This is a genomic window from Deltaproteobacteria bacterium, assembly GCA_013151915.1.
In the GTDB taxonomy this organism is placed as follows: domain Bacteria; phylum BMS3Abin14; class BMS3Abin14; order BMS3Abin14; family BMS3Abin14; genus BMS3ABIN14.
This window is the reverse complement of record JAADHJ010000049.1, coordinates 1-18,397: the sequence shown is the minus strand read 5'-3', so window position 1 is coordinate 18,397 and position 18,397 is coordinate 1. Positions and strand designations below refer to the sequence as shown.

Sequence of the window (18,397 nt, the reverse complement as noted above, 5' to 3'; positions counted from 1 at the left end):
CTCTCGTCTCCCTCGATGCTCCTCGCAATGACTTCGCTGGTCATCGCGAGCTGAAACCTATGCGAAGCGATCCCGTGGCGACCGGAGGGCGCTGCAACGGACTTTTCGGCTTCCGTCCTCGCTCTTCAACCTTCGCCGCGACAGGTCGCCGGGATTGCCGCGTCTACGGTTTCACTCGGGCTCGCAATGACAGCAAAATATTAAAGGTGCGCGTTAACCGGATGAACCCTTTTTATAGGTGTTTTGACATAAAAGGGGGCCGAAAAACGGCCCCCATACTCTCCGGACACTGGACCCTGGACTTTGGACTTTCTTTATTTGGCCAGTGTCCAGTCACCGTCTTTTATCTCGATCATGACGAAATCGTCCTTGGTCAGGCCATTGTGGTCTTCGGGAGAAAAGTTGAACACACCGCCCGTTCCGACGAAGCCGCGGATCTTCTCGATCTCGCTGCGGATCGCAGCCCTGGTGGGCTCAATCTTTTTGTCAGAGAGGTTTTTCAGGGCCTCGACAGCGATACTAAAGGCGTCGTAGGCATGGCCGCCGAAGGTATTGGCGGAACCCCCGAACTTCTTCTCGTAGTTGTTTTTATAGTTAAGCAGCACCGCCTTCTGAGGATCGGAATCGGACAGCTGGTTTACCACGAGCAGCCTGCCGGCAGGGAGGAATGTCCCATTGGCCGAGTCACCCGCAAGCTCGATGAACTTCTTTGAGGCAACGCCGTGGCTGTTGTACAGCGGAATTGTTATGCCCAACTGTTTCCTGTTCTTGGCGATGACGGCAGGCCCCGGGTTGGTTCCCCAGCAGATAATGGCCTCGGCATCGGTGCCCTTTATCTTGGTCATCTGAACGGTCATATCCGTATCCTTGGACCCGTACCGTTCATCCGCCACGATGGTAATGCCATATTTTTCGGCGAACTTCTTGAGCTGGACGCGGCCCGAATCGCCGAACCCGTTGCTGACCGTAATTATAGCGACCTTCTTCTTTCCCTCTTTCTGAAGCTTTGCGTAGATCTTTTCCACCGCCATGACATCCGTCTGCGGTGTCTTGAAGACCCACTTCTTTACCGGCTGAATGATTCTGACCGATGCCGCACAGGAGATCAGCGGCACCTCGGCCTTCTGAACCACGTCTATTATGGCAAGGGTCGCTCCCGAGGTCGTGGGCCCGATAATGACATCAACGTTATCTTTCTTGATAAGCTTCTTTGCCGCGGTGACTGTTTTGGAAGGATCCGCCTGGGTGTCGTAAATAACCACTTTAACGGGAATGCCGTTGATACCGCCCTGGCTGTTGATGGATTCCTCCAGCATGGATACCGTGTTTTTCTCTGGCAGCCCCAGCATGGATGCCGGCCCGCTGGTCGCGAATAACGCGCCGATCTTGTATTCTCCACGTGCCGCCGCGGGCCCCGTCGAACCGATGACCATGGCCACGGACAGCGCAAAAACGGCACACAGAATCGTCGTTTTCCTGATCCTACTCATATTCATCTCCTCTCGCCCCCTGCCTCCTGGTAGTTTATATCGCCCATAACGCGGCTTTGCCGCAATAATGAGCTGCGCCTCTTTTTAACTATGACAATGTCGTAAAAAGTCCATTAATGACTTTTTGCGAAGTCATCAACTTTGATATGGTCGTAAAAAGTCCATGAATGGCTTTTTACTTGACGGAAAGCGAAAAGTGTCATTTTCACTTTCCTCACAAATCTTCGATTTGGGCGCCCCTTAGTGGGCGCGTTGATGACTTTTTGCGAAGTCATCAACTTAGCCCGTATAACTCCTCGCTTGAAAGGAGCTTGAACGGGGTGTCGGCAAAGATCTTTCCCGCCCTGTCCAGGTCCTCAAACCTGAATATGAGGATGGACTTACCGCCTTTCCTGTATGCGTACATGTACTCGATATTGATGTCGTTAACCCCGATGAGTTCGAGAAAGTCCGCCAGCCCGCCTGGCCGGTCCGGGATATCCACCGCCAGGACATCGTTCTCTCCAACCGTAAATCCGGCCGCCTTCAGGGCCCTGACCGCCTTCTCGTTATCACTGACCAGAAGCCTTAATATGCCGAAATCAGCCGTGTCGGCGAGAGACAGGGTGAGTATGTTGATGTCCGCATCGCCGAGGACCCGTGTAATCTGCGCAAGCCTGCCCGATTTGTTCTCCATGAAAACGGAAATCTGTTTGACCTTCATCCTGACCCCCCTACTGAATATTTCGCTCGTCAATGACTCTTTTTGCCTTCCCCTCAAAGCGTTGAAGGGTCTTCGGCTCAACGAGCTTTATTTTGGCCGAGATTCCGAGCATTTCCCTGCATTCCCCGGTCACCTTTTTCTCCAGGGATTCCAGCTTCCTTATCTCGTCGGAGAAAACGGCCTCGTTGACCTCGATCCGCACCTCCAGCGTGTCCAGTGTCCCTTCCCTCCGGACGATGATCTGGTAGTGGGGCTCAAGTCCTTCGATATCCATCAGGAGGCTCTCGATCTGGCTTGGAAAGAAATTAACCCCCCTGATAATCAGCATGTCGTCCGTCCGTCCGGTCACGCGGTCCATCCTCACGTGGGTTCTTCCGCAGCGGCACGGCTCCGGGAACAGGCGGGTTATATCCTTCGTCCGGTACCTTATGACAGGAAATGCCTCTTTGGTCAGGGTCGTAAATACGAGTTCCCCTGCCTCTCCATATGGAAGCGATTCCCCCGTATCCGGGTCAATCACCTCCGGGATGAAGTGGTCCTCAAAGATATGCAGTCCATTCTTGGCCTCGATGCATTCAACGCTCACACCGGGCCCGATGACTTCGGAAAGGCCGTAGATGTCAACGGCCTGGATTCCCAGCTTGGTTTCGACCTGCTGGCGCATGTTCCGGGACCACGGTTCAGCGCCGAAGATACCTACCCGCAACTTGAGCCGCTCCTTTTTGACCCCCATCTCGTCCATAACCTCGGCGATGGTCAGGGCGTAGGAAGGGGTGCAGACGAGAACAGTGCTGCCGAAGTCCTCCATGATCATGATCTGCCGTTTTGTGTTTCCCCCGGAAATGGGGATAACGGTCGCCCCAAGCTTCTCCGAGCCGTAGTGAAAGCCAAGTCCCCCCGTAAAAAGGCCATAGCCGTAGGCGTTCTGAACCACATCTCCTTTTTGGACTCCGGCACATGACAGGGTCCTGGCCATGAGGGCCGACCATGTGTCTATATCCCTCTTGGTGTACCCGACAACCGTCGGTTTTCCAGTGGTCCCGGACGACGCGTGAATACGAACGACCTCGTGCAGCGGAAGGGTGAAGAGCTTGAAGGGATAGTTATCCCGAAGGTCGGTTTTGTTTGTGAACGGCAATCTTTTCAGGTCTTCCAGGGATTTGATCCGGGATGGATGAATCTTCGCCTTATCAAAGGCCTCTTTATAGAACGGGACGGTGGCATAAACCCTCTCTGCGATTTTCCTGAGCCTGTAGGCCTGCAGCGAATCCAGGGCCTCTCTGGGCATGGTTTCGAATTCTTCGTCCCAGATCATGTTTCTCCTCTCCTGCATGAAGGCAATAATGTTCAATGTTCAAGGTTCAACGTGATAAAGAACGTTCAATGTTCAATGTTCAAACGGTACGCTGCTCCTAAACCCAAACAGGAAACAGGATTTTATTTTGTAGACGAATCATGCCCCTGTGTCAATGTCCCCGATCCATATCCCAGCTCAAACGCCTCCAGGTTGACGGACACAAGCTTCCCGGGCATATTTTCCCTGATCACTGATTTCCAGACATCCCCGTCAACAGGAAGAAGGCTTGCAAGAGCCCCCATGAGGACGACATTTGCGGCCTTCGGCTCACCGAGCTGCACCGCCAGCCTCTCCCCTTCCACAACCCGGAGGTCATACCCCCTCTGCCTGATCCTGTCCAATGCGTCGAATGGATAGGGGGCTTCCCCAACCTGGGAGTTGTAGGGTAAAATGGCCCTTGTGTCCGTGAGAATCTTGCTATCGGCCGAAAGCCACTCGAGGCTCCGTAATGTTTCAGCCAGTTCAAAACCTACCAGGAAGTCCACTTCCCCCTTGGGAATCAAGGGCGAATAGATCAGTTTTCCGAACCTGACGTAGGACTCCACCCGTCCGCCCCTCTGGGACATCCCGTGGACCTCACTCTTCTTCACATCGTAGCCCGCCGCAAGAGCAACGTGTGCCAGCAGCTCGCTGGCGAGAATGGTACCCTGTCCCCCAACACCCACGATGAGGATGTTGAAGGTCCCGGAGGCGGTATCGGTCATTTCAGCACCTCGATCGCCTCGAAGCGGCAAACCTGGAAACAGAGGCTGCAGCCCGTGCACCCGTTACAGTCTATGACCGGTTTTTCACCGGGCAAGGCGTCCTTCCTCGAAATCGCCGGACAGCCGATACGCAGGCAGATGCCGCAGTCGGTGCACTTATCCGCATGGATCTCATAGGGCGGTTCCCTCTTGACAGGCTGGTTTTTCAGCAGCATGCAAGCCCCCCTGACGACGATAACCGACGGCGCATCCCTGATTATTTCCTCCTCAAGCGCCGTGTCGATCTCCTCCAGGTCATATGCGTCAACGATCCTCACATGCTCGATACCGAGCCCGCTCAACAGGGTTTCCCATCTCACCTGCCGGGTACGGTTGCCCTTCATGTCAAAGCCGCTTCCGGGATGGTTTTGACGGCCTGTCATGGCCGTGGTGAAGTTGTCGAGGATGAGGATAGTCGCAGGTATCCGGTTGAAGGCCATGTTCAAAACACCGCCCATGCCGCTGTGCAGAAAGGTCGAATCACCTATGACAGCCACCACTTTGCCGTGCTGCTCCGGGAGAACAGCCTCCATTCCGGCCGCCTGGTTGATCCCGGCCCCCATACAGACGGTGGTGTGGATTGCGGACAGGGGCGGCGACACGGCCAGTGTGTAGCATCCGATATCCCCTGCCACAAAAACCTTCTTCCTGGAAAGGACGTGGAATATCCCCCTGTGCGGGCATCCGATACACATGATGGGAGGTCTTACGGGTACAGACTCCGATTCATGCCCCGACGCAGCGAAGTCATCACCGGACCCCTCAATGGCCCGCCTGACAATGCCCGAATCAAGTTCCCCGAAACGGGGGATGAGGGATTTCCCCTCCACCTGGATCCCAAGGATCCTGACCCACTCCTCGATGTGGGGCTCCAACTCCTCAACGACGATGAGCCTTCCGCATTTTCCGGCAAATTCCCGGATCAGGTCCGCCGGCAGGGGAAACACCAGGCCAAGCTTCAGGATGGAGGCGTTGGGTAATGCATCCTTGACATAGTTGTAGCTTGCGCCCGAGGTGATTATCCCCAGGGCGGAATCCGCCATCTCGATCCTGTTGAGGGAACATGATTCGGAAAAGACGGCCACGCGCGCGACCCGATCTTCCAGGTCCCGGTGCCTGACCCTGGCGTTCGCGGGGATCATTACGTACTTGCCCGGGTCCTTTACCAGGCCCGGAATCGGTCGTTTGGCATCTTCGTCCCATTTTGAAACGTCGACAATGGATTTCCCATGGGAAATTCTTGTGGTGGTCCTGAGAAAAAAGGGAAGGTCGAACCTCTCGCTTAAAACGAAGGCCTCCCTGGTAAAATCGAGGGCCTCCTGGCTGTTGGACGGTTCGAGCATGGGGATGCGGGTGAATGATGCGTAGCGCCGGTTATCCTGCTCGTTCTGGGAACTGTGAAGGGCTGGATCGTCCGCCGTGACTATGACGAAGCCTCCCCTGACCCCCGTATACGCCAGGGTAAAAAGCGGGTCCGCGGCTACGTTGACCCCAACATGCTTCATGGCGGCGAGCGCCCGGTGACCGGCGTAGGAAACCCCACCGGCCAGTTCCACGGCGATCTTTTCGTTGGGTGCCCAAATGGCCCTCACCCCACCGAGCCGGGAAATATTCTCCAGAATCTCCGTGCTCGGTGTGCCTGGGTAGCCCGACGCCAGGGAGACTCCGGCATCCAGAGCCCCTTGGGCAATGGCTTCATTGCCTGAGAGGATGCTTTTCAATGGGATTCTTCGGTGGATTCGCCCAGAATAGCCAACTCGGCCTTTGCCTTGCGGCCGTAAACGCTGTCGGCGAAATCCTGGACGACGTTGCGGTATGTGTCCGCCGCCTGGTCCCTGTCCCCCTCAAGTTTGAAGCACCTGGCACGGTCCATCATGAGGACCGGACGCATCTCGACGCCGCTGCTCTCCAGTAGGCCGCTATAGACAGAGATGGCCTTTTTGTAGTTCCCGGCCCCCTCGTACACCCGCCCGAGCAGATACGACGCCTGGAGCTTCCTGGAAAATTCCGGCTCGTGGGAAATGAGATCTTCCAATGTAGCGGCGGCTTCATTGAAACTGCCCATGCGGAAAAGTATGTTGGAAGCGTAGAGGGTGGCGGAATTCCCCTGCACGGTGCGGGGATAACGGGACGACACCTCCCTGAAAGACTTCAAGGATTGACTTAATCCATCTTTGACCTTCCCAATGTCGGACGTTTCATCCCCGAGTGCCAGGGATTGATAGGTTGCAACAGCAATATCCAGTGCCTTGCCGGCGGCCCTGTCCCTGTTTCCCCTGCTCCACATCAACCCGAAAGCGACGATGACCGCGAGGAGAATGGCTCCCCCGGCAAACAGGACAAGTTTGAGATTGTCCTCGGTCCAGTCCAATGTCCGCTGATAAAGAGAGACGAACTCGTCAGGATCAGTGGCCTTTGTCTTTCGAACTCTTTTCTTAATATAACCCATTAACTATCCTCCGAACTATGATGAATTATAGGGTTAAAACCACGGGATGTTATGATCCTCAGAAGACGATCGGCGTTTTGGAAAACGGTTTTTCCCTCACCGGAATCGAGACCTGAGGCCGCCAGAATCGTTTCAGCCATCTTCATACTGATGAGATCGCCTGGAGCATGGGCATCCGTGTTCAGAATGAGGGAGGCTCCGGAGGCCCTTCCGGTGAAGGCGACATGGCCGTTGGCGGCGGAGTGCCCACTCCGGGCCGTGATCTCGAGGTAAACCTCGTTTTCAGCCGCCAGTGCGGCATCCGTTTTAGAAATGAGTCCGGGATGGGCCAGGATGTCGACGTCCGGACACCCGGCGGCGGCCGCGTTGGTTCCCGGAGCCACAGGCTCCGTTATTGTCTCGCCGTGGACAACCACCAGGAGCGCGCCCAATTCCCTGGCTTTCGCGGCTAACTCGGGGATTCTCCCAGGGGGGACGTGGGTAATCTCCACACCTGGAATGACCTGGATTTCAGCCGTGGTTTTCCACGCTCGGGATGCCTCGACAGCCCGGCGGACAAGATCCTCCATGTTCGTTTCATCAGCGTGGTCCGTTATGCCGATGGCCCTGTATCCAGCCGCGACGGCCCGCCTGATGAGTTCCGAGGGCAGAAGTTCCCCGTCGCTGGCAAAGGTGTGAGTGTGCAGGTCTATCATTCCCGGGTTACTCCTCGGCCTTTCCCTGGCGCGAGTCAAACGGGATAACACAGATGATGTTCCTCTTGTTGATGGCCACGAAGGGAACCTGGCTGCTCTTGCCTGTGGACTTGACCCTGACCTCGACATCCGTGAGGTGGATGAACGGTTTTCCATCGTTCAGGACATCGCTTTCCCTCCGGTTAATGTTGATAAGATGAAGCAGCCCGATGAATTCGTAATGCTCTGTGATAACGAACACTTTGGACTTTGTCTCTTTCATTATTCTATTATGGTCAAATGACATGGTTCAACTCCCTTCGACATTCATTTTAGACAACATAAAAACCATTCGATAAAGCTCCCGATTCCCTCCTCAATGGGTGTGGAGGGACTGTAGCCCAGGGAAGAACGGGCATGGTCAATATCCGCAAATGTGACGGGGACATCCCCGGGCTGAACCGGAAGCATCCTCAGCCTGGCCTTCCGGCCGATCCCCTTCTCGATCAGCTCGATTACCTCAAACAGCTCAACGGTCCGGGACTCGCCGAGGTTGAAAATCTCGTACCCATGGGGTTTTTCAAGCGCTTTCACAATTCCATCAATAATATCGTCAACGAAAGTATAATCCCTCCGGCTGTGACCATCACCATACACTGTAACCGGTTTTCCGTCTCTAATGAGTTTTGCAAAAAGGTGAATGGCCATCTCGGGTCTTTGCCTTGGCCCGTAAACGGTGAAAAAGCGGAGGCACGTCACCGGTAGGCCGAAAAGGTGATGGCAGGTGTAGCACAGAAGTTCCCCAGCCGCCTTGGACGCCGCATACGGGCTGATAGGACGGCTGACGGGATCCCTTTCACAAAAGGGTATCTTTTTCTGATTCCCGTATACGGAGGAGGAAGACCCGAAGATAAAGTTGGCGACCCCATGACTTCTGGCGGTCTCCAGTAAAACGGCCGTTCCGGTTACGTTGATATCGTAGTAGAGAACCGGTTTCTCGATGGAGGGTCTGACCCCGGCCATGGCGGCGAGGTGGACCACCGCTTCCGGTTTTTCCCTCTCGAAAAGTGCGTTCACAAGGGCCGCGTCCCTTATGTCCCCCTCCCGGAGGGTAAATCCCGGGTTTGCCGTAAGGCCGGCGATGTTGGATCGCTTGATGGCCGGGTCATAAAAATCGTTGAAATTGTCCAGGCATACCACCCCATAACCAAGTCCCAGAAGCCTCTCGCATAGATGGGATCCAATAAATCCCGCTCCGCCCGTCACGAGAACCTTTCCGGGCTCAACTGCCCCTGCAGCGGGGCTCCTTGCCTGCATTTCCACGGTGACTACGGCCTTCCAACGGATACGTATTTAAACCCCATCTCCCGTGTGAGGTCGGGGTTATAGACATTTCTAAGGTCCACAAGAACAGGCTCCTTCAGAAGTTCCATGCACTTTGTCAGGTTCAGGAGACGAAACTGGTTCCACTCGGTGGCGATTACCATCACGTCGGCATCCTCAACGGCATCATAGGCATTTTTACAGTATTTTATTCCCTCATCACCCAGGACATCCCTGGCCTGCTCCATGGCAGCGGGATCGTATGTCTTTACGTTCCCGCCTTTCTCTAATATCCCTCTGATAATTACCTCGGCGGGCGCCTCCCGGAAATCGTCGGTATTGGGTTTGAACGCGAGCCCAAGGAGAGCGACCGTTTTTCCCTTGAGGGAGCCGCCGGAGGCCTGCATGATCTTCTCGAAGGCTTTTTTCTTCTGATTTTCATTGACCCGGACCACCGATTCCACAATCCTGGTCGGCGCCCCTACCTCCCTGGCGATACGCGTCAGGGCGTTGGTGTCCTTGGGGAAGCAGGACCCCCCGTAGCCCGGACCGGCGTGAAGGAATTTCGGCCCTATCCTGCCATCAAGCCCCATTGCCTTGGCAATTGTGTTGACGTCGCCTCCAATGGCCTCGCAGATATTCGCCATCTCGTTTATAAAGGAGATCTTCGTGGCCAGAAAGGCGTTGGAGGCGTATTTTATCAGCTCGGCCGTGACGACATTGGTTACCACAAAGGGTGTTTCGATCAGATAGAGCGGTCTGTAGAGATCCTTGAGAATGGCCTTGGCCTGGGAACTTTCGGCGCCTATAACGATACGGTCAGGCCGCATGAAATCCCCAATGGCTGATCCCTCCCGCAGGAATTCCGGGTTCGAGACGACGTCAAAGTCATTATCCGGTCTGCAGCGGGAGAGGATCTCCCGTATTTTCTCTCCGGTTCCCACCGGAACCGTGCTCTTGGTGACGATCACCTTGTAATCGTTCATGTTTTCCCCGATGTTTCTGGCCACGTCTTCCACATAGGTCAGATCAGCGCTCCCATCCTCCATGGGCGGTGTCCCGACGGCGATGAAGATAACCAGGGATTCTTCAATTCCATCAACGATATTGGTGGAAAAGCGCAGTCGCCCGTCTTTGCTGTTTTTCCTGACCATTTCCTCAAGCCCGGGCTCGTAAATGGGGATCTTGCCTTTCTTGAGCAGGGAAATCTTCTCCGGGTCCTTGTCCACGCAGGTCACATCAACCCCGAACTCGGCGAAGCAGGTTCCTGTCACCAACCCGACGTACCCGGTTCCAATCACCGTGATATGCATTTAAACCTCCTGTATTTAAGAGTCAAAAAAAACGTTCAAAGTTCAAATGTTCAACGTCAGGGATCCGCCCTGCTCCCTTCGACTGGGCTCAGGGCAGGCAGGACAGGGGGTCCAGAGGGGTTTTCATGTTGAACGTTGAACGATGTTCTATCCAGTTGAACCTTGAACGTTCCTTTCCTACGTTGAACAATGTTCTATCCAGTTGAACGTTGAACCTGGAACACGTTCCAGGTTCAACGGTTCTTGATCCAACGTGGGTGCTTAATGCCGAACTGTTGAATCTTGTAGTGCATTACCCTTTTTGAGATGCCCAGTATTTTCGCGGCGTCCTTCTGGATGAAGTTCGCTCTCGTCAGTGCGTCCATGACGGCGGCCTTTTCCAGATCTTTCAGGACCTTTCCCGAGTACCCCGAGGAGGCCCTGGAAGCGCCGATCTCCTCGGGCAGCTGGATGTCCGTCGCCTCGATTATCTCCCCGGTGCTGGTCAGGATGGCGCGTTCGATAACGTTCCTTAACTCTCTGATATTTCCAGGCCAGGGATACTCGGCCAATTTCTCGAAAGCCGCTGAGGAAATACTTCCAACATGCTGTTTCATAAGCTCTTTTGGAAGAGCTCTCATAAAAAATTCGGCCAGAAGGGGAATATCTTCCTTTCGACTTCTCAAGGGAGGCACACGGATGGTGGTGGCCGATATGAACGCATGCAATTCCTCGCGGAATCCTCCTTCGCGCACCTTTTTGCCAAGGTCCGTGCTCGACGTGGCGATGAGGCGGACGTCAAGTGAAACGGACTTAGCACCTCCAATTCTCTGGAGTTTTCCGGTTTTCAGAAACTCGAGAAAACGGTCCTGGTTGGCAAGGGAAACATGGGAAATCTCCTCAAGGAGAATGGTGCCGTCACTGGCCTGTTCAAGGCGTCCGGTCCTGGCGCGGCCGGCTCCGTCAAAAGCTCCCCTGACATGGCCGAAGATGTCGCTGATGAGGTATCTTTCCTTGACGCCCGCGCAGTTAACACGCACAAAGCTCCCACCCTGGCGTTCGCTGTTGTAATGGATGCCCCCCGCAATGAGTTTTCGGCCCGTACCCGGCTCTCCGTAAATAAGGACCGGCCCGTCCCGAAGCGACGCATGTTCCGCCTCTTCCAGGACTCTCTTGGTTGAAAGGCTCCTTCCGATGATATCCTTGAACCGGTATATGATGTCCCGCTCGTGCCTGAGATAGGAAACCTCGTTGCTGAGCATCCTGTGACGGATCGCTTTCTCCACCCTCATCTCAAGTTCCGCAAGACCGAACGGTTTCTGAAGGTAATCGTCCGCGCCCAGCTTCATGGAATTTACCGCGCTGTCCACTGATCCGTAACTCGTCATGATGAGGACGTCCGTGTCGGGCGATTGGGATTTGGTCTCCCGAAGCACATCCATGCCGGTTATCCCGGGGAGCTTTACGTCGCAGATGATGACGTCATACTTTGTATTGCCGATCAACCGGAGCGCCGTCTCACCGTCAGGCGCCTCATCAACGTCGTACCCTTTTCCGGATAAAACTTTCGCCACAAGTTCCCTGAAATCAAGATCATCCTCTACTACAAGCAGCATCGCCAATTCCCGACTCCCTTCGGCCCCCGCCAGAAAGGTTTATGGCACATGACAGTGTCGTAAAAAGTCCATTCGTGGCTTTTTACTCAACGGAAAGCGAAAAGTGTCATTTTCACTTTCCTCACAAATCTTCGATTTGGGCGCCCTCCCCGGACGCATTGATGACTTCTTACGAAGCATCAGCTTTAATAAGGTGTTTCAATTTTGTAATAACTTTTCGCCGGTCATTTTGTCAATTTATTTAACGGCGCAGTGTCTGTCACCGCGAACTGGAACCCATGCGACCTGTCCGCCATAGCCCGTAGGGCGCCGTGACGACCTTTTCAGCTCCGCATGAGATTGCCGCGCCTGCGGTTTCACTCGGGCTCGCAATGACAGGAGTGGCGTATGCTTTCCTTCTCTGGACTCTGGACTCTGGACTGACGCTGATCATTGAACGTTGAACCTTGAACCTTGAACGTTTTTTACCACGTTGAACATTGAACCTTGAACCTTGAACGTTTTTTACCACGTTGAACATTGAACTTTGAACGTTCTTTATTCCGTTGAACCCTGGAACACGTTCCAGACTCAACGGTTCTTGATCCAACGTGGGTGTTTAATGCCGAACTGTTGAATCTTGTAGTGCATTACCCTTTTTGAAATTCCGAGAATCTCGGCGGCGTCCTTCTGGATGTAGTTTGTCTTTCTCAGCGCTTCTAAAACCGCCTCCTTTTCCAGGTCCTTCAGATCGAGCGGGGATGCGCCCCACGTCTGGGCCTCCCGGGATGATATGGCGGGGGCGGAGATATTAATGTCCGACACGTCGAGATAGTCCCCATCGGACATGAGAACCGCCCGCTCAAGGGTGTTTTCCAACTCCCGGACGTTTCCCGGCCATGTGTAGCTAAGCATGGTTTTCATGGCCTGTTCGTTGACACCTTTGACCTCCCTCTTCAACTCACCGTTAAAACGCTTGATGAAGTGGTCCGTCAGGAGAGGGATGTCCGCCCTGCGTTCCTTGAGGGACGGCATGTGGATGTGAACGACATTCAATCGGTAATACAGGTCCTCCCGAAATGTGCCTCTTTCCATCTCCCTGATAAGATCCTTGTTGGTGGCCGCGATGATCCGCACATCCGATGAAGTCACCGAATTACCCCCGAGCCTTTCGAACTGGCAGTCCTGGATCACACGGAGTATTTTGGCCTGAATAAGGGGGCTCATGTCCCCGATTTCGTCCAGAAGGATACTCCCGCCGTTTGCCTGTTCGAAACGTCCTATCCGCTGGCTGACAGCCCCGGTGAAGGCCCCCTTTTCATGGCCGAACAGCTCGCTTTCAAGGAGGTTTTCGGGGATGGCGGCGCAGTTCACCTTGACGAAGCTGTTTTTGGCCCTGGGGCTGTTGTAATGGATCGCCCCCGCGATAAGTTCTTTTCCGGTCCCTGTCTCACCGGTAATGAGGACGTTGGTGGACGATGGAGCAACCCTGGATATATCCCTGTAAACTTTTTTTATGGATGGGCTTTCCCCAATGAAGTCCTTGATCCGGTATATGACATCCCTCTCATGCCGCAGGTAATCCACCTCGTTTTTCAGCATTCTCTGCTGCAGCGCCTTTTCAACCCGCATTTCCAGTTCCGGTATGCCGAACGGCTTCTGCAGGAAATCGAAGGCCCCAAGCTTCATGGCCTCAATGGCGGTCTCGATGGTCCCGTAGGCGGTCATGATCAGTACATCGGTGGCAGGGGCGTTGGATTTTGCATGCCTCAGGACTTCCATCCCGCTGATTCCGGGAAGCTTGAGGTCCGTGATCACCACATCGTAATTCCACCGGGACAGCAATTGAAGGGCTGCCTCACCATCCGCAGCGTCGTCCACATGGTGATCGTTGGCCATAAACACCTTGACGATCCCCTTTCGAAGCACTGCCTGGTCTTCAACTATCAGAAACCTGCCCACGCCAAATCTCCCATTTCCGGTTCATAGGCGAAACAACCCCGATACTTCCATATGCCGATTCGTCACACCGGGAAAATCCGCTTACCCCTCCGCGGATATGAACCTGGGTAGTATAACCTTGAACTTGGTCCCTTTTCCATAGGTGCTTTCAATGTCCAGAAAACCCCAGTGCTCCGCCACAACCTTCTGGGCCAGGGACATGCCTATCCCTGTTCCCCCGTTTTTTGTAGTAAAGAAAGGTGTGAAGACCTTGTCGATGACATCCTCCGGGATTCCGATACCCGTATCGGAGATTTCCACCACGATGTTCTCGTTTTCCCTGACGACATGATCCCTGAAGGTTTCGGGGACCTGGCCGCCCGCTTCCGAGGGTATCGTGTAAATGGACGCGCTCAACGTACCGCCATCGGGCATCGCTTCACAGGAGTTGGTAATGATATTTCCCAGCGCATGGGAGATCTGGGATGTATCGAGGAGTACGGGGCCGATGTCGGTCAATGAGAGAGAAATTTCGATATCGTTCCTGCCCTGGATACATTCATGCAGAGTGTCGGTCAGTACCCCTCCAAGATCACAGTACTGCAGGTTCAAAGGCCTGGACCGGACAAAATCCAGCGTCTGGGTGATAATCGTATTGAGCCTTTTTACCTCGGAAAGGATATCCCGTGCGGGTTCCATGCGGGATGGGTCCTTCTCACACTTCAGGAGGAACCCGGCGGACACATCTATGGCGGCGAGAGGATTGCGGATCTCATGGGCAAGCCAGGCCGCCATCTCGCCCAGCGATACAAGGCGATCTCTGATCCGCTCCTTCGTTTCCTGGCGTTCAACCTCCGTAAGGTCCTTGAAGAACAACGCTGTTCCCAGCCGTTCACCATCATCCCCGTAAACCGGAGAGAGGGTATACCCAACGACCTTTCGGTCTCCCGCAGGCTGCCTCTGCAGTTCCAACTCGGCACGGTCCGGCAGAGTATGGATATCAAAGGAGCTCATAAGCAGGTCCGAGAGATAAGGGTAAGACGCAAAGACATCCTTACAGTTCTTTCCTATTGCGGAGACCTCGTCGTCGAGGGAGAGGATCTTCACGGCCGACCGGTTCAGGACAAGTATTCTTCCTTCCCTGTCGATGACGGCAAGTGCGCTCTTCAAATATTTCAGGACATTCAGTGCGAAACCGCCGGGTGAAATCATTACCCTGTCCCTTGGCATCGGCTGAACCATTCGAAAGTCTTCTGTAAACCGTCCTCGAGACCAACTGCCGGTTCGTAGCCGATATGGACGGCGGCGGCTGAAATATCGGCCTCGGAATGCCTTATGTCACCGGGCCGGGGGTCGGTGTATATCCTTTCGGTCGATATGCCGGAAACGGTTTCGAGGGCACCGAGGAGCCCGTTGACGGTAACCTTTTCTCCACCGGCGATGTTCATCACCTGTCCGTTGAGACCCTCGGCCCCCAGGGCCTGAAGGTTGGCTTTAACCACGTCCCCAACGTAAACGAAATCCCTGGTCTGCTCCCCATCCCCGTAAATACGGACCGGCTCGTCCTCCAGGATGGCTGACATGAAAATGGGAACCACGGCCGCGTACTGACTTTCAGGATCCTGCCGGGTCCCGAATACGTTGAAGTATCTCAATGACGCGGTAATCAACCCGAAGAGGGCTGAATATTGCCTGCAGTAGTATTCGCCGGCAAGCTTGTGGAGGGCATAAGGGGACAACGGATCAGGTTCCATATCCTCTTTTTTCGGCGTGGCGGGGTTGTCCCCGTACACAGCCGAGGATGAAGAGAAAATAAATCTTGATACCCCGTTTTCCCGGGCGGCCTGAAGCATGTTGAGGGTACCGGTCAGGTTTATTTCATGGGAGAGGATCGGCTCTTCAATGCTTCGCGGGACCGAGGCGAGGGCTGCCAGGTGGAAAACGGCGGTGACGCCCTTCGCGGCTTCCATACAGGATTGAAGATCCCTCACGTCCGCTTCCCGGATGGTCTCGATATCGTCCGCGATTTCCTGGAGGTTTTCCCTACGTCCTGTCAGGAAGTTATCGAGCACGGACACCCGGTAGCCCTCGGACAGGAGTCCGCGGACCAGGTGTGATCCGATGAATCCTCCGCCGCCGGTAACGAGCACCCGATCACTCATATGCGTTATACACCTCGGTTCCAGGTTTTAACCCTATAAAACCCATTGCCTGTTCTTATCACCGTAAAACCCACCCCTTTAATCATCTAACAGGGATGGGGAGGATAAATTCCAGGCTGGGGAAAAAGCTGATTCTAAAGCTTATTGGCCGCTGATGCACGCTGATTTCCGCTGATAGATCTAAACCTGAACCCTAACCTAAGGATCATCCGGGAAATGAGTACCTGGATGTGGAGTGGATCATACCCCCACCATTCGTCATCGCGAACCGTATCCCGCCATCTGTCATCGCGAGCTGTAACCTATGCGAAGCGATCCCATAGCGGCCGGAGGGCGCCGTGACGAGCTTTTCAGCTCTGGACCCTGGACCCTGAATCCCGCCGTTGAACATTGAACGTTGAACGCTCTTTATCCCATTGAACGTTGGACACCGGGTTAAGGTACGCATTAACCGGATGACCCAAAACTAAAACCTAACCCTGGGGTTAAGCCTTATCCGCGTCCATCTGCGTTTATCCGCGGTAAAGGACTTAAAGACTTATTGGCCGCTGATGCACGCTGATTTCCGCTGATAGATCCAGGGGCGACTCACCATATTAAATTCTCCAGATCTTCGGCCCGTTTTTCCCCTTGAGCGCGTTCCTGGTGTCAAGGATCAGGGGTGCGTTCGCCACGATCATGTCGTAATCGAATGAGTCGTGATCGGTGACGATGATCACGAGATCTGCCATCCTCAAGAGGTCGGGGGCGGCCTCGACGGCAGTGAAGGAACGTTCCCCGAGGTCGAGGGTGTTGATGTAAGGATCGGCGAAGGAAAGCTGAACCCCTTTATTCATGAGACGATTCATGATATCCAGAGCGGGCGATTCGCGAAGGTCGTCAATGTTTTTCTTGTACGCGACCCCCATTATCACGACACGGGCGCCTTTTAACGCTTTGCCGACATCGTTAAGCGCATCCACCGCCCTCGATACCACGTGGGTGGGCATAAAGCTGTTGACCTGCCCTGCCAGTTCGATAAATCTGGCCTCGAAGCCAACCGAACGGGCCTTCCAGGAAAGGTAATACGGATCGATGGGTATGCAGTGTCCCCCGAGACCGGGGCCGGGATAGAACGGAAGGAACCCGAAAGGTTTGGTGGAAGCCCCCTCGATAACCTCCCAGACGTCGATTCCCAACCGGTCGCACATGAGGGCCAACTCGTTGACCAGACCGATATTTACGCTTCTGAAGGTGTTCTCGTGAATTTTTACCATCTCGGCGACCGCCGTAGTGCTCACGGGATAGACCTTTTCCAGAAACTGTCTGTAAAAGAGGGTCGCAATTTTCGTGCATTCGGGGGTCGCGCCTCCGACCACTTTCGGGATGTTCCTGGTGTTGAATGTGGGATTCCCGGGATCCACCCTTTCCGGCGAAAAAGCGACGAAGATGTCCCTGCCTAATTTCATGTCTGTTCCGGTCACGGCGGGAACGACGATCTCGTCGGTTGTTCCAGGGTAGGTCGTACTTTCCAGGATCACCATCATCCCCGAATGGACATGGGGTTTTATCCCCTCGAGGCTGTCGATAATAAAGGAGATGTCCGGATCCCTGGTCTTGTTCAGTGGAGTGGGCACACAGATATTGACCGTGTCGCAATTTGAGAGGACCGAAAAATCGCTGGTTGCGGTAAGCGCCCCCGATTCAACGACCTTTTTAAGAACATCGGAGGGCACATCCGGTATGTACGACTCCCCTTTCAGGATACGGGCGGCTTTGGTGGAGTCGTTGTCGATCCCGATAACCTTGAAGCCGGCCAGGGCCAGTTCCACAGCCAGGGGAAGGCCCACGTATCCGAGGCCGATAACCGCGCAGACAGCGGTACGGGTTTCAATCTTTTCTTTCAGGTTATTCCTTTGCGGCATGGGTGCTCCTTTCAATTTAACATATTTGCTAATGAAGAAAAGTATATGGAAATCAAATGATGGTCAAGGGGAGAAATGGACTTTTTACGACCCTATCAAAGATGACTTTGCGAGAAGTCATCAACGCGCCCGCTTAGGGGCGCGCAAATCGAAGATTTGTAAGGAAAGTGAAAATGACACTTTTCGCTTTCCGTTGAGTAAAAAGCCATTAATGGACTTTTTACGACCCTATCAAGGTTTGACACCGGGATTCTTGAGTGTTAGTTTTCATTACTCATTTTCAGGCTTCATATGCCCTCGTAGCTCAGTAGGATAGAGCACAGGATTCCTAATCCTGGGGCCGCAGGTTCGAGTCCTGCCGGGGGCACCAGATTGCAGGACGAGAACATGACCGAAGGTCAATAGTGAGCTTGTCCCCCGAAGCTTCAGCAAAGGGGGAAGTCCTGCCGGGGGCACCAAATGCAGGGGCACCTTCGCCAAAGCGAAGGTGGGTTCAACGTTCAAGGTTCAACGTGGTAAACAACGTTCAAAGTTCAAAGTTCAATGACCAGCGAAGTCATTGCGAGGAGCGTCGAGGCAGACGAGAGTGACGGTTTACCGCGTCGAAGGGTGGGGTGACCCTCAAGTCACGCCATCGGCGTGACTGTGATGAATTAGCTTTTGACCTTTTCGGCTCTGCATGAGATTGCCGCGTCACTCTCGTCTGCCTCGATGCTCATCGCAATGACTTCGCTGGTCATTGAACTTTGAACTTTGAACGTTGT

Annotated in this window: 15 protein-coding genes and 1 tRNA gene; 1 reads left to right on the top strand and 15 read right to left on the bottom strand. The window is 54.3% G+C overall.

Annotation, left to right across the window (positions count from 1 at the left end; translation table 11 throughout):
• Positions 1–314 precede the first annotated feature (314 nt).
• The 15 genes from GXP52_09465 to GXP52_09395 all read right to left on the bottom strand — a co-directional run bounded on the left by GXP52_09465 (position 315) and on the right by GXP52_09395 (position 17,633).
• The gene (locus GXP52_09465) at positions 315–1,490 is read right to left on the bottom strand and encodes an ABC transporter substrate-binding protein (GenBank protein NOY87507.1); all 1,176 of its coding nucleotides are present in this window, start codon (positions 1,488–1,490) and stop codon (positions 315–317) included.
• A 274-nt stretch (positions 1,491–1,764) separates the two neighbouring features.
• The gene (locus GXP52_09460) at positions 1,765–2,193 is read right to left on the bottom strand and encodes an ACT domain-containing protein (protein NOY87506.1); all 429 of its coding nucleotides are present in this window, start codon (positions 2,191–2,193) and stop codon (positions 1,765–1,767) included.
• Between the two features lie 10 nt (positions 2,194–2,203).
• Positions 2,204–3,508, bottom strand: coding sequence for a phenylacetate--CoA ligase (locus GXP52_09455; protein ID NOY87505.1), 1,305 nt, complete (start codon positions 3,506–3,508; stop codon positions 2,204–2,206).
• A 122-nt stretch (positions 3,509–3,630) separates the two neighbouring features.
• Positions 3,631–4,254 carry an indolepyruvate oxidoreductase subunit beta gene (locus tag GXP52_09450; protein NOY87504.1) on the bottom strand — a complete coding sequence of 208 codons (624 nt, stop codon included), beginning with the start codon at positions 4,252–4,254 and terminating at the stop codon, positions 3,631–3,633.
• Positions 4,251–6,014, bottom strand: coding sequence for an indolepyruvate ferredoxin oxidoreductase subunit alpha (gene iorA, locus GXP52_09445; protein NOY87503.1), 1,764 nt, complete (start codon positions 6,012–6,014; stop codon positions 4,251–4,253). Before iorA ends, GXP52_09450 begins: the two co-directional genes overlap by 4 nt.
• Positions 6,011–6,742: a tetratricopeptide repeat protein gene (locus GXP52_09440; GenBank protein ID NOY87502.1), complete on the bottom strand. Its 732-nt coding sequence runs from the start codon at positions 6,740–6,742 to the stop codon at positions 6,011–6,013. The genes iorA and GXP52_09440 overlap by 4 nt, the downstream gene beginning before the upstream one ends.
• Positions 6,742–7,437 carry a histidinol phosphate phosphatase domain-containing protein gene (locus GXP52_09435; protein NOY87501.1) on the bottom strand — a complete coding sequence of 232 codons (696 nt, stop codon included), beginning with the start codon at positions 7,435–7,437 and terminating at the stop codon, positions 6,742–6,744. Before GXP52_09435 ends, GXP52_09440 begins: the two co-directional genes overlap by 1 nt.
• A gap of 7 nt (positions 7,438–7,444) precedes the next feature.
• Positions 7,445–7,723 carry a hypothetical protein gene (locus GXP52_09430; protein NOY87500.1) on the bottom strand — a complete coding sequence of 93 codons (279 nt, stop codon included), beginning with the start codon at positions 7,721–7,723 and terminating at the stop codon, positions 7,445–7,447.
• Between the two features lie 20 nt (positions 7,724–7,743).
• Positions 7,744–8,733, bottom strand: a complete 990-nt coding sequence (locus tag GXP52_09425; GenBank protein ID NOY87499.1) for an NAD-dependent epimerase/dehydratase family protein — start codon at positions 8,731–8,733, stop codon at positions 7,744–7,746.
• An 11-nt stretch (positions 8,734–8,744) separates the two neighbouring features.
• Positions 8,745–10,052 carry a UDP-glucose/GDP-mannose dehydrogenase family protein gene (locus GXP52_09420; protein NOY87498.1) on the bottom strand — a complete coding sequence of 436 codons (1,308 nt, stop codon included), beginning with the start codon at positions 10,050–10,052 and terminating at the stop codon, positions 8,745–8,747.
• 233 nt (positions 10,053–10,285) lie between these two features.
• Positions 10,286–11,653: a sigma-54-dependent Fis family transcriptional regulator gene (locus GXP52_09415; protein NOY87497.1), complete on the bottom strand. Its 1,368-nt coding sequence runs from the start codon at positions 11,651–11,653 to the stop codon at positions 10,286–10,288.
• Between the two features lie 564 nt (positions 11,654–12,217).
• Positions 12,218–13,588, bottom strand: coding sequence for a sigma-54-dependent Fis family transcriptional regulator (locus GXP52_09410; GenBank protein NOY87496.1), 1,371 nt, complete (start codon positions 13,586–13,588; stop codon positions 12,218–12,220).
• 81 nt (positions 13,589–13,669) lie between these two features.
• Positions 13,670–14,809 (bottom strand): PAS domain-containing protein, encoded by a 1,140-nt coding sequence (locus GXP52_09405; GenBank protein NOY87495.1) that lies wholly within the window; start codon positions 14,807–14,809, stop codon positions 13,670–13,672.
• Positions 14,779–15,729, bottom strand: a complete 951-nt coding sequence (locus GXP52_09400) for an SDR family oxidoreductase (protein NOY87494.1) — start codon at positions 15,727–15,729, stop codon at positions 14,779–14,781. Before GXP52_09400 ends, GXP52_09405 begins: the two co-directional genes overlap by 31 nt.
• A 596-nt stretch (positions 15,730–16,325) precedes the next feature.
• Positions 16,326–17,633, bottom strand: a complete 1,308-nt coding sequence (locus GXP52_09395; GenBank protein NOY87493.1) for a nucleotide sugar dehydrogenase — start codon at positions 17,631–17,633, stop codon at positions 16,326–16,328.
• A gap of 293 nt (positions 17,634–17,926) precedes the next feature.
• On the opposite strand from GXP52_09395, the gene GXP52_09390 reads away from it, so the two are divergent.
• Positions 17,927–18,003, top strand: a tRNA-Arg gene (locus tag GXP52_09390).
• The last annotated feature ends 394 nt before the right edge of the window (positions 18,004–18,397 follow it).

Bases quoted from the DNA above. Each gene is read 5' to 3' on its own strand.
- GXP52_09465 (NOY87507.1), bottom strand. From the start codon at position 1,490: ATGAGTAGGATCAGGAAAACGACGATTCTGTGTGCCGTTTTTGCGCTG.
- GXP52_09460 (NOY87506.1), bottom strand. From the start codon at position 2,193: ATGAAGGTCAAACAGATTTCCGTTTTCATGGAGAACAAATCGGGCAGG.
- GXP52_09455 (NOY87505.1), bottom strand. From the start codon at position 3,508: ATGATCTGGGACGAAGAATTCGAAACCATGCCCAGAGAGGCCCTGGAT.
- GXP52_09450 (NOY87504.1), bottom strand. From the start codon at position 4,254: ATGACCGATACCGCCTCCGGGACCTTCAACATCCTCATCGTGGGTGTT.
- GXP52_09440 (NOY87502.1), bottom strand. From the start codon at position 6,742: ATGGGTTATATTAAGAAAAGAGTTCGAAAGACAAAGGCCACTGATCCT.
- GXP52_09435 (NOY87501.1), bottom strand. From the start codon at position 7,437: ATGATAGACCTGCACACTCACACCTTTGCCAGCGACGGGGAACTTCTG.
- GXP52_09430 (NOY87500.1), bottom strand. From the start codon at position 7,723: ATGTCATTTGACCATAATAGAATAATGAAAGAGACAAAGTCCAAAGTG.
- GXP52_09425 (NOY87499.1), bottom strand. From the start codon at position 8,733: ATGCAGGCAAGGAGCCCCGCTGCAGGGGCAGTTGAGCCCGGAAAGGTT.
- GXP52_09420 (NOY87498.1), bottom strand. From the start codon at position 10,052: ATGCATATCACGGTGATTGGAACCGGGTACGTCGGGTTGGTGACAGGA.
- GXP52_09405 (NOY87495.1), bottom strand. From the start codon at position 14,809: ATGGTTCAGCCGATGCCAAGGGACAGGGTAATGATTTCACCCGGCGGT.
- GXP52_09400 (NOY87494.1), bottom strand. From the start codon at position 15,729: ATGAGTGATCGGGTGCTCGTTACCGGCGGCGGAGGATTCATCGGATCA.
- GXP52_09395 (NOY87493.1), bottom strand. From the start codon at position 17,633: ATGCCGCAAAGGAATAACCTGAAAGAAAAGATTGAAACCCGTACCGCT.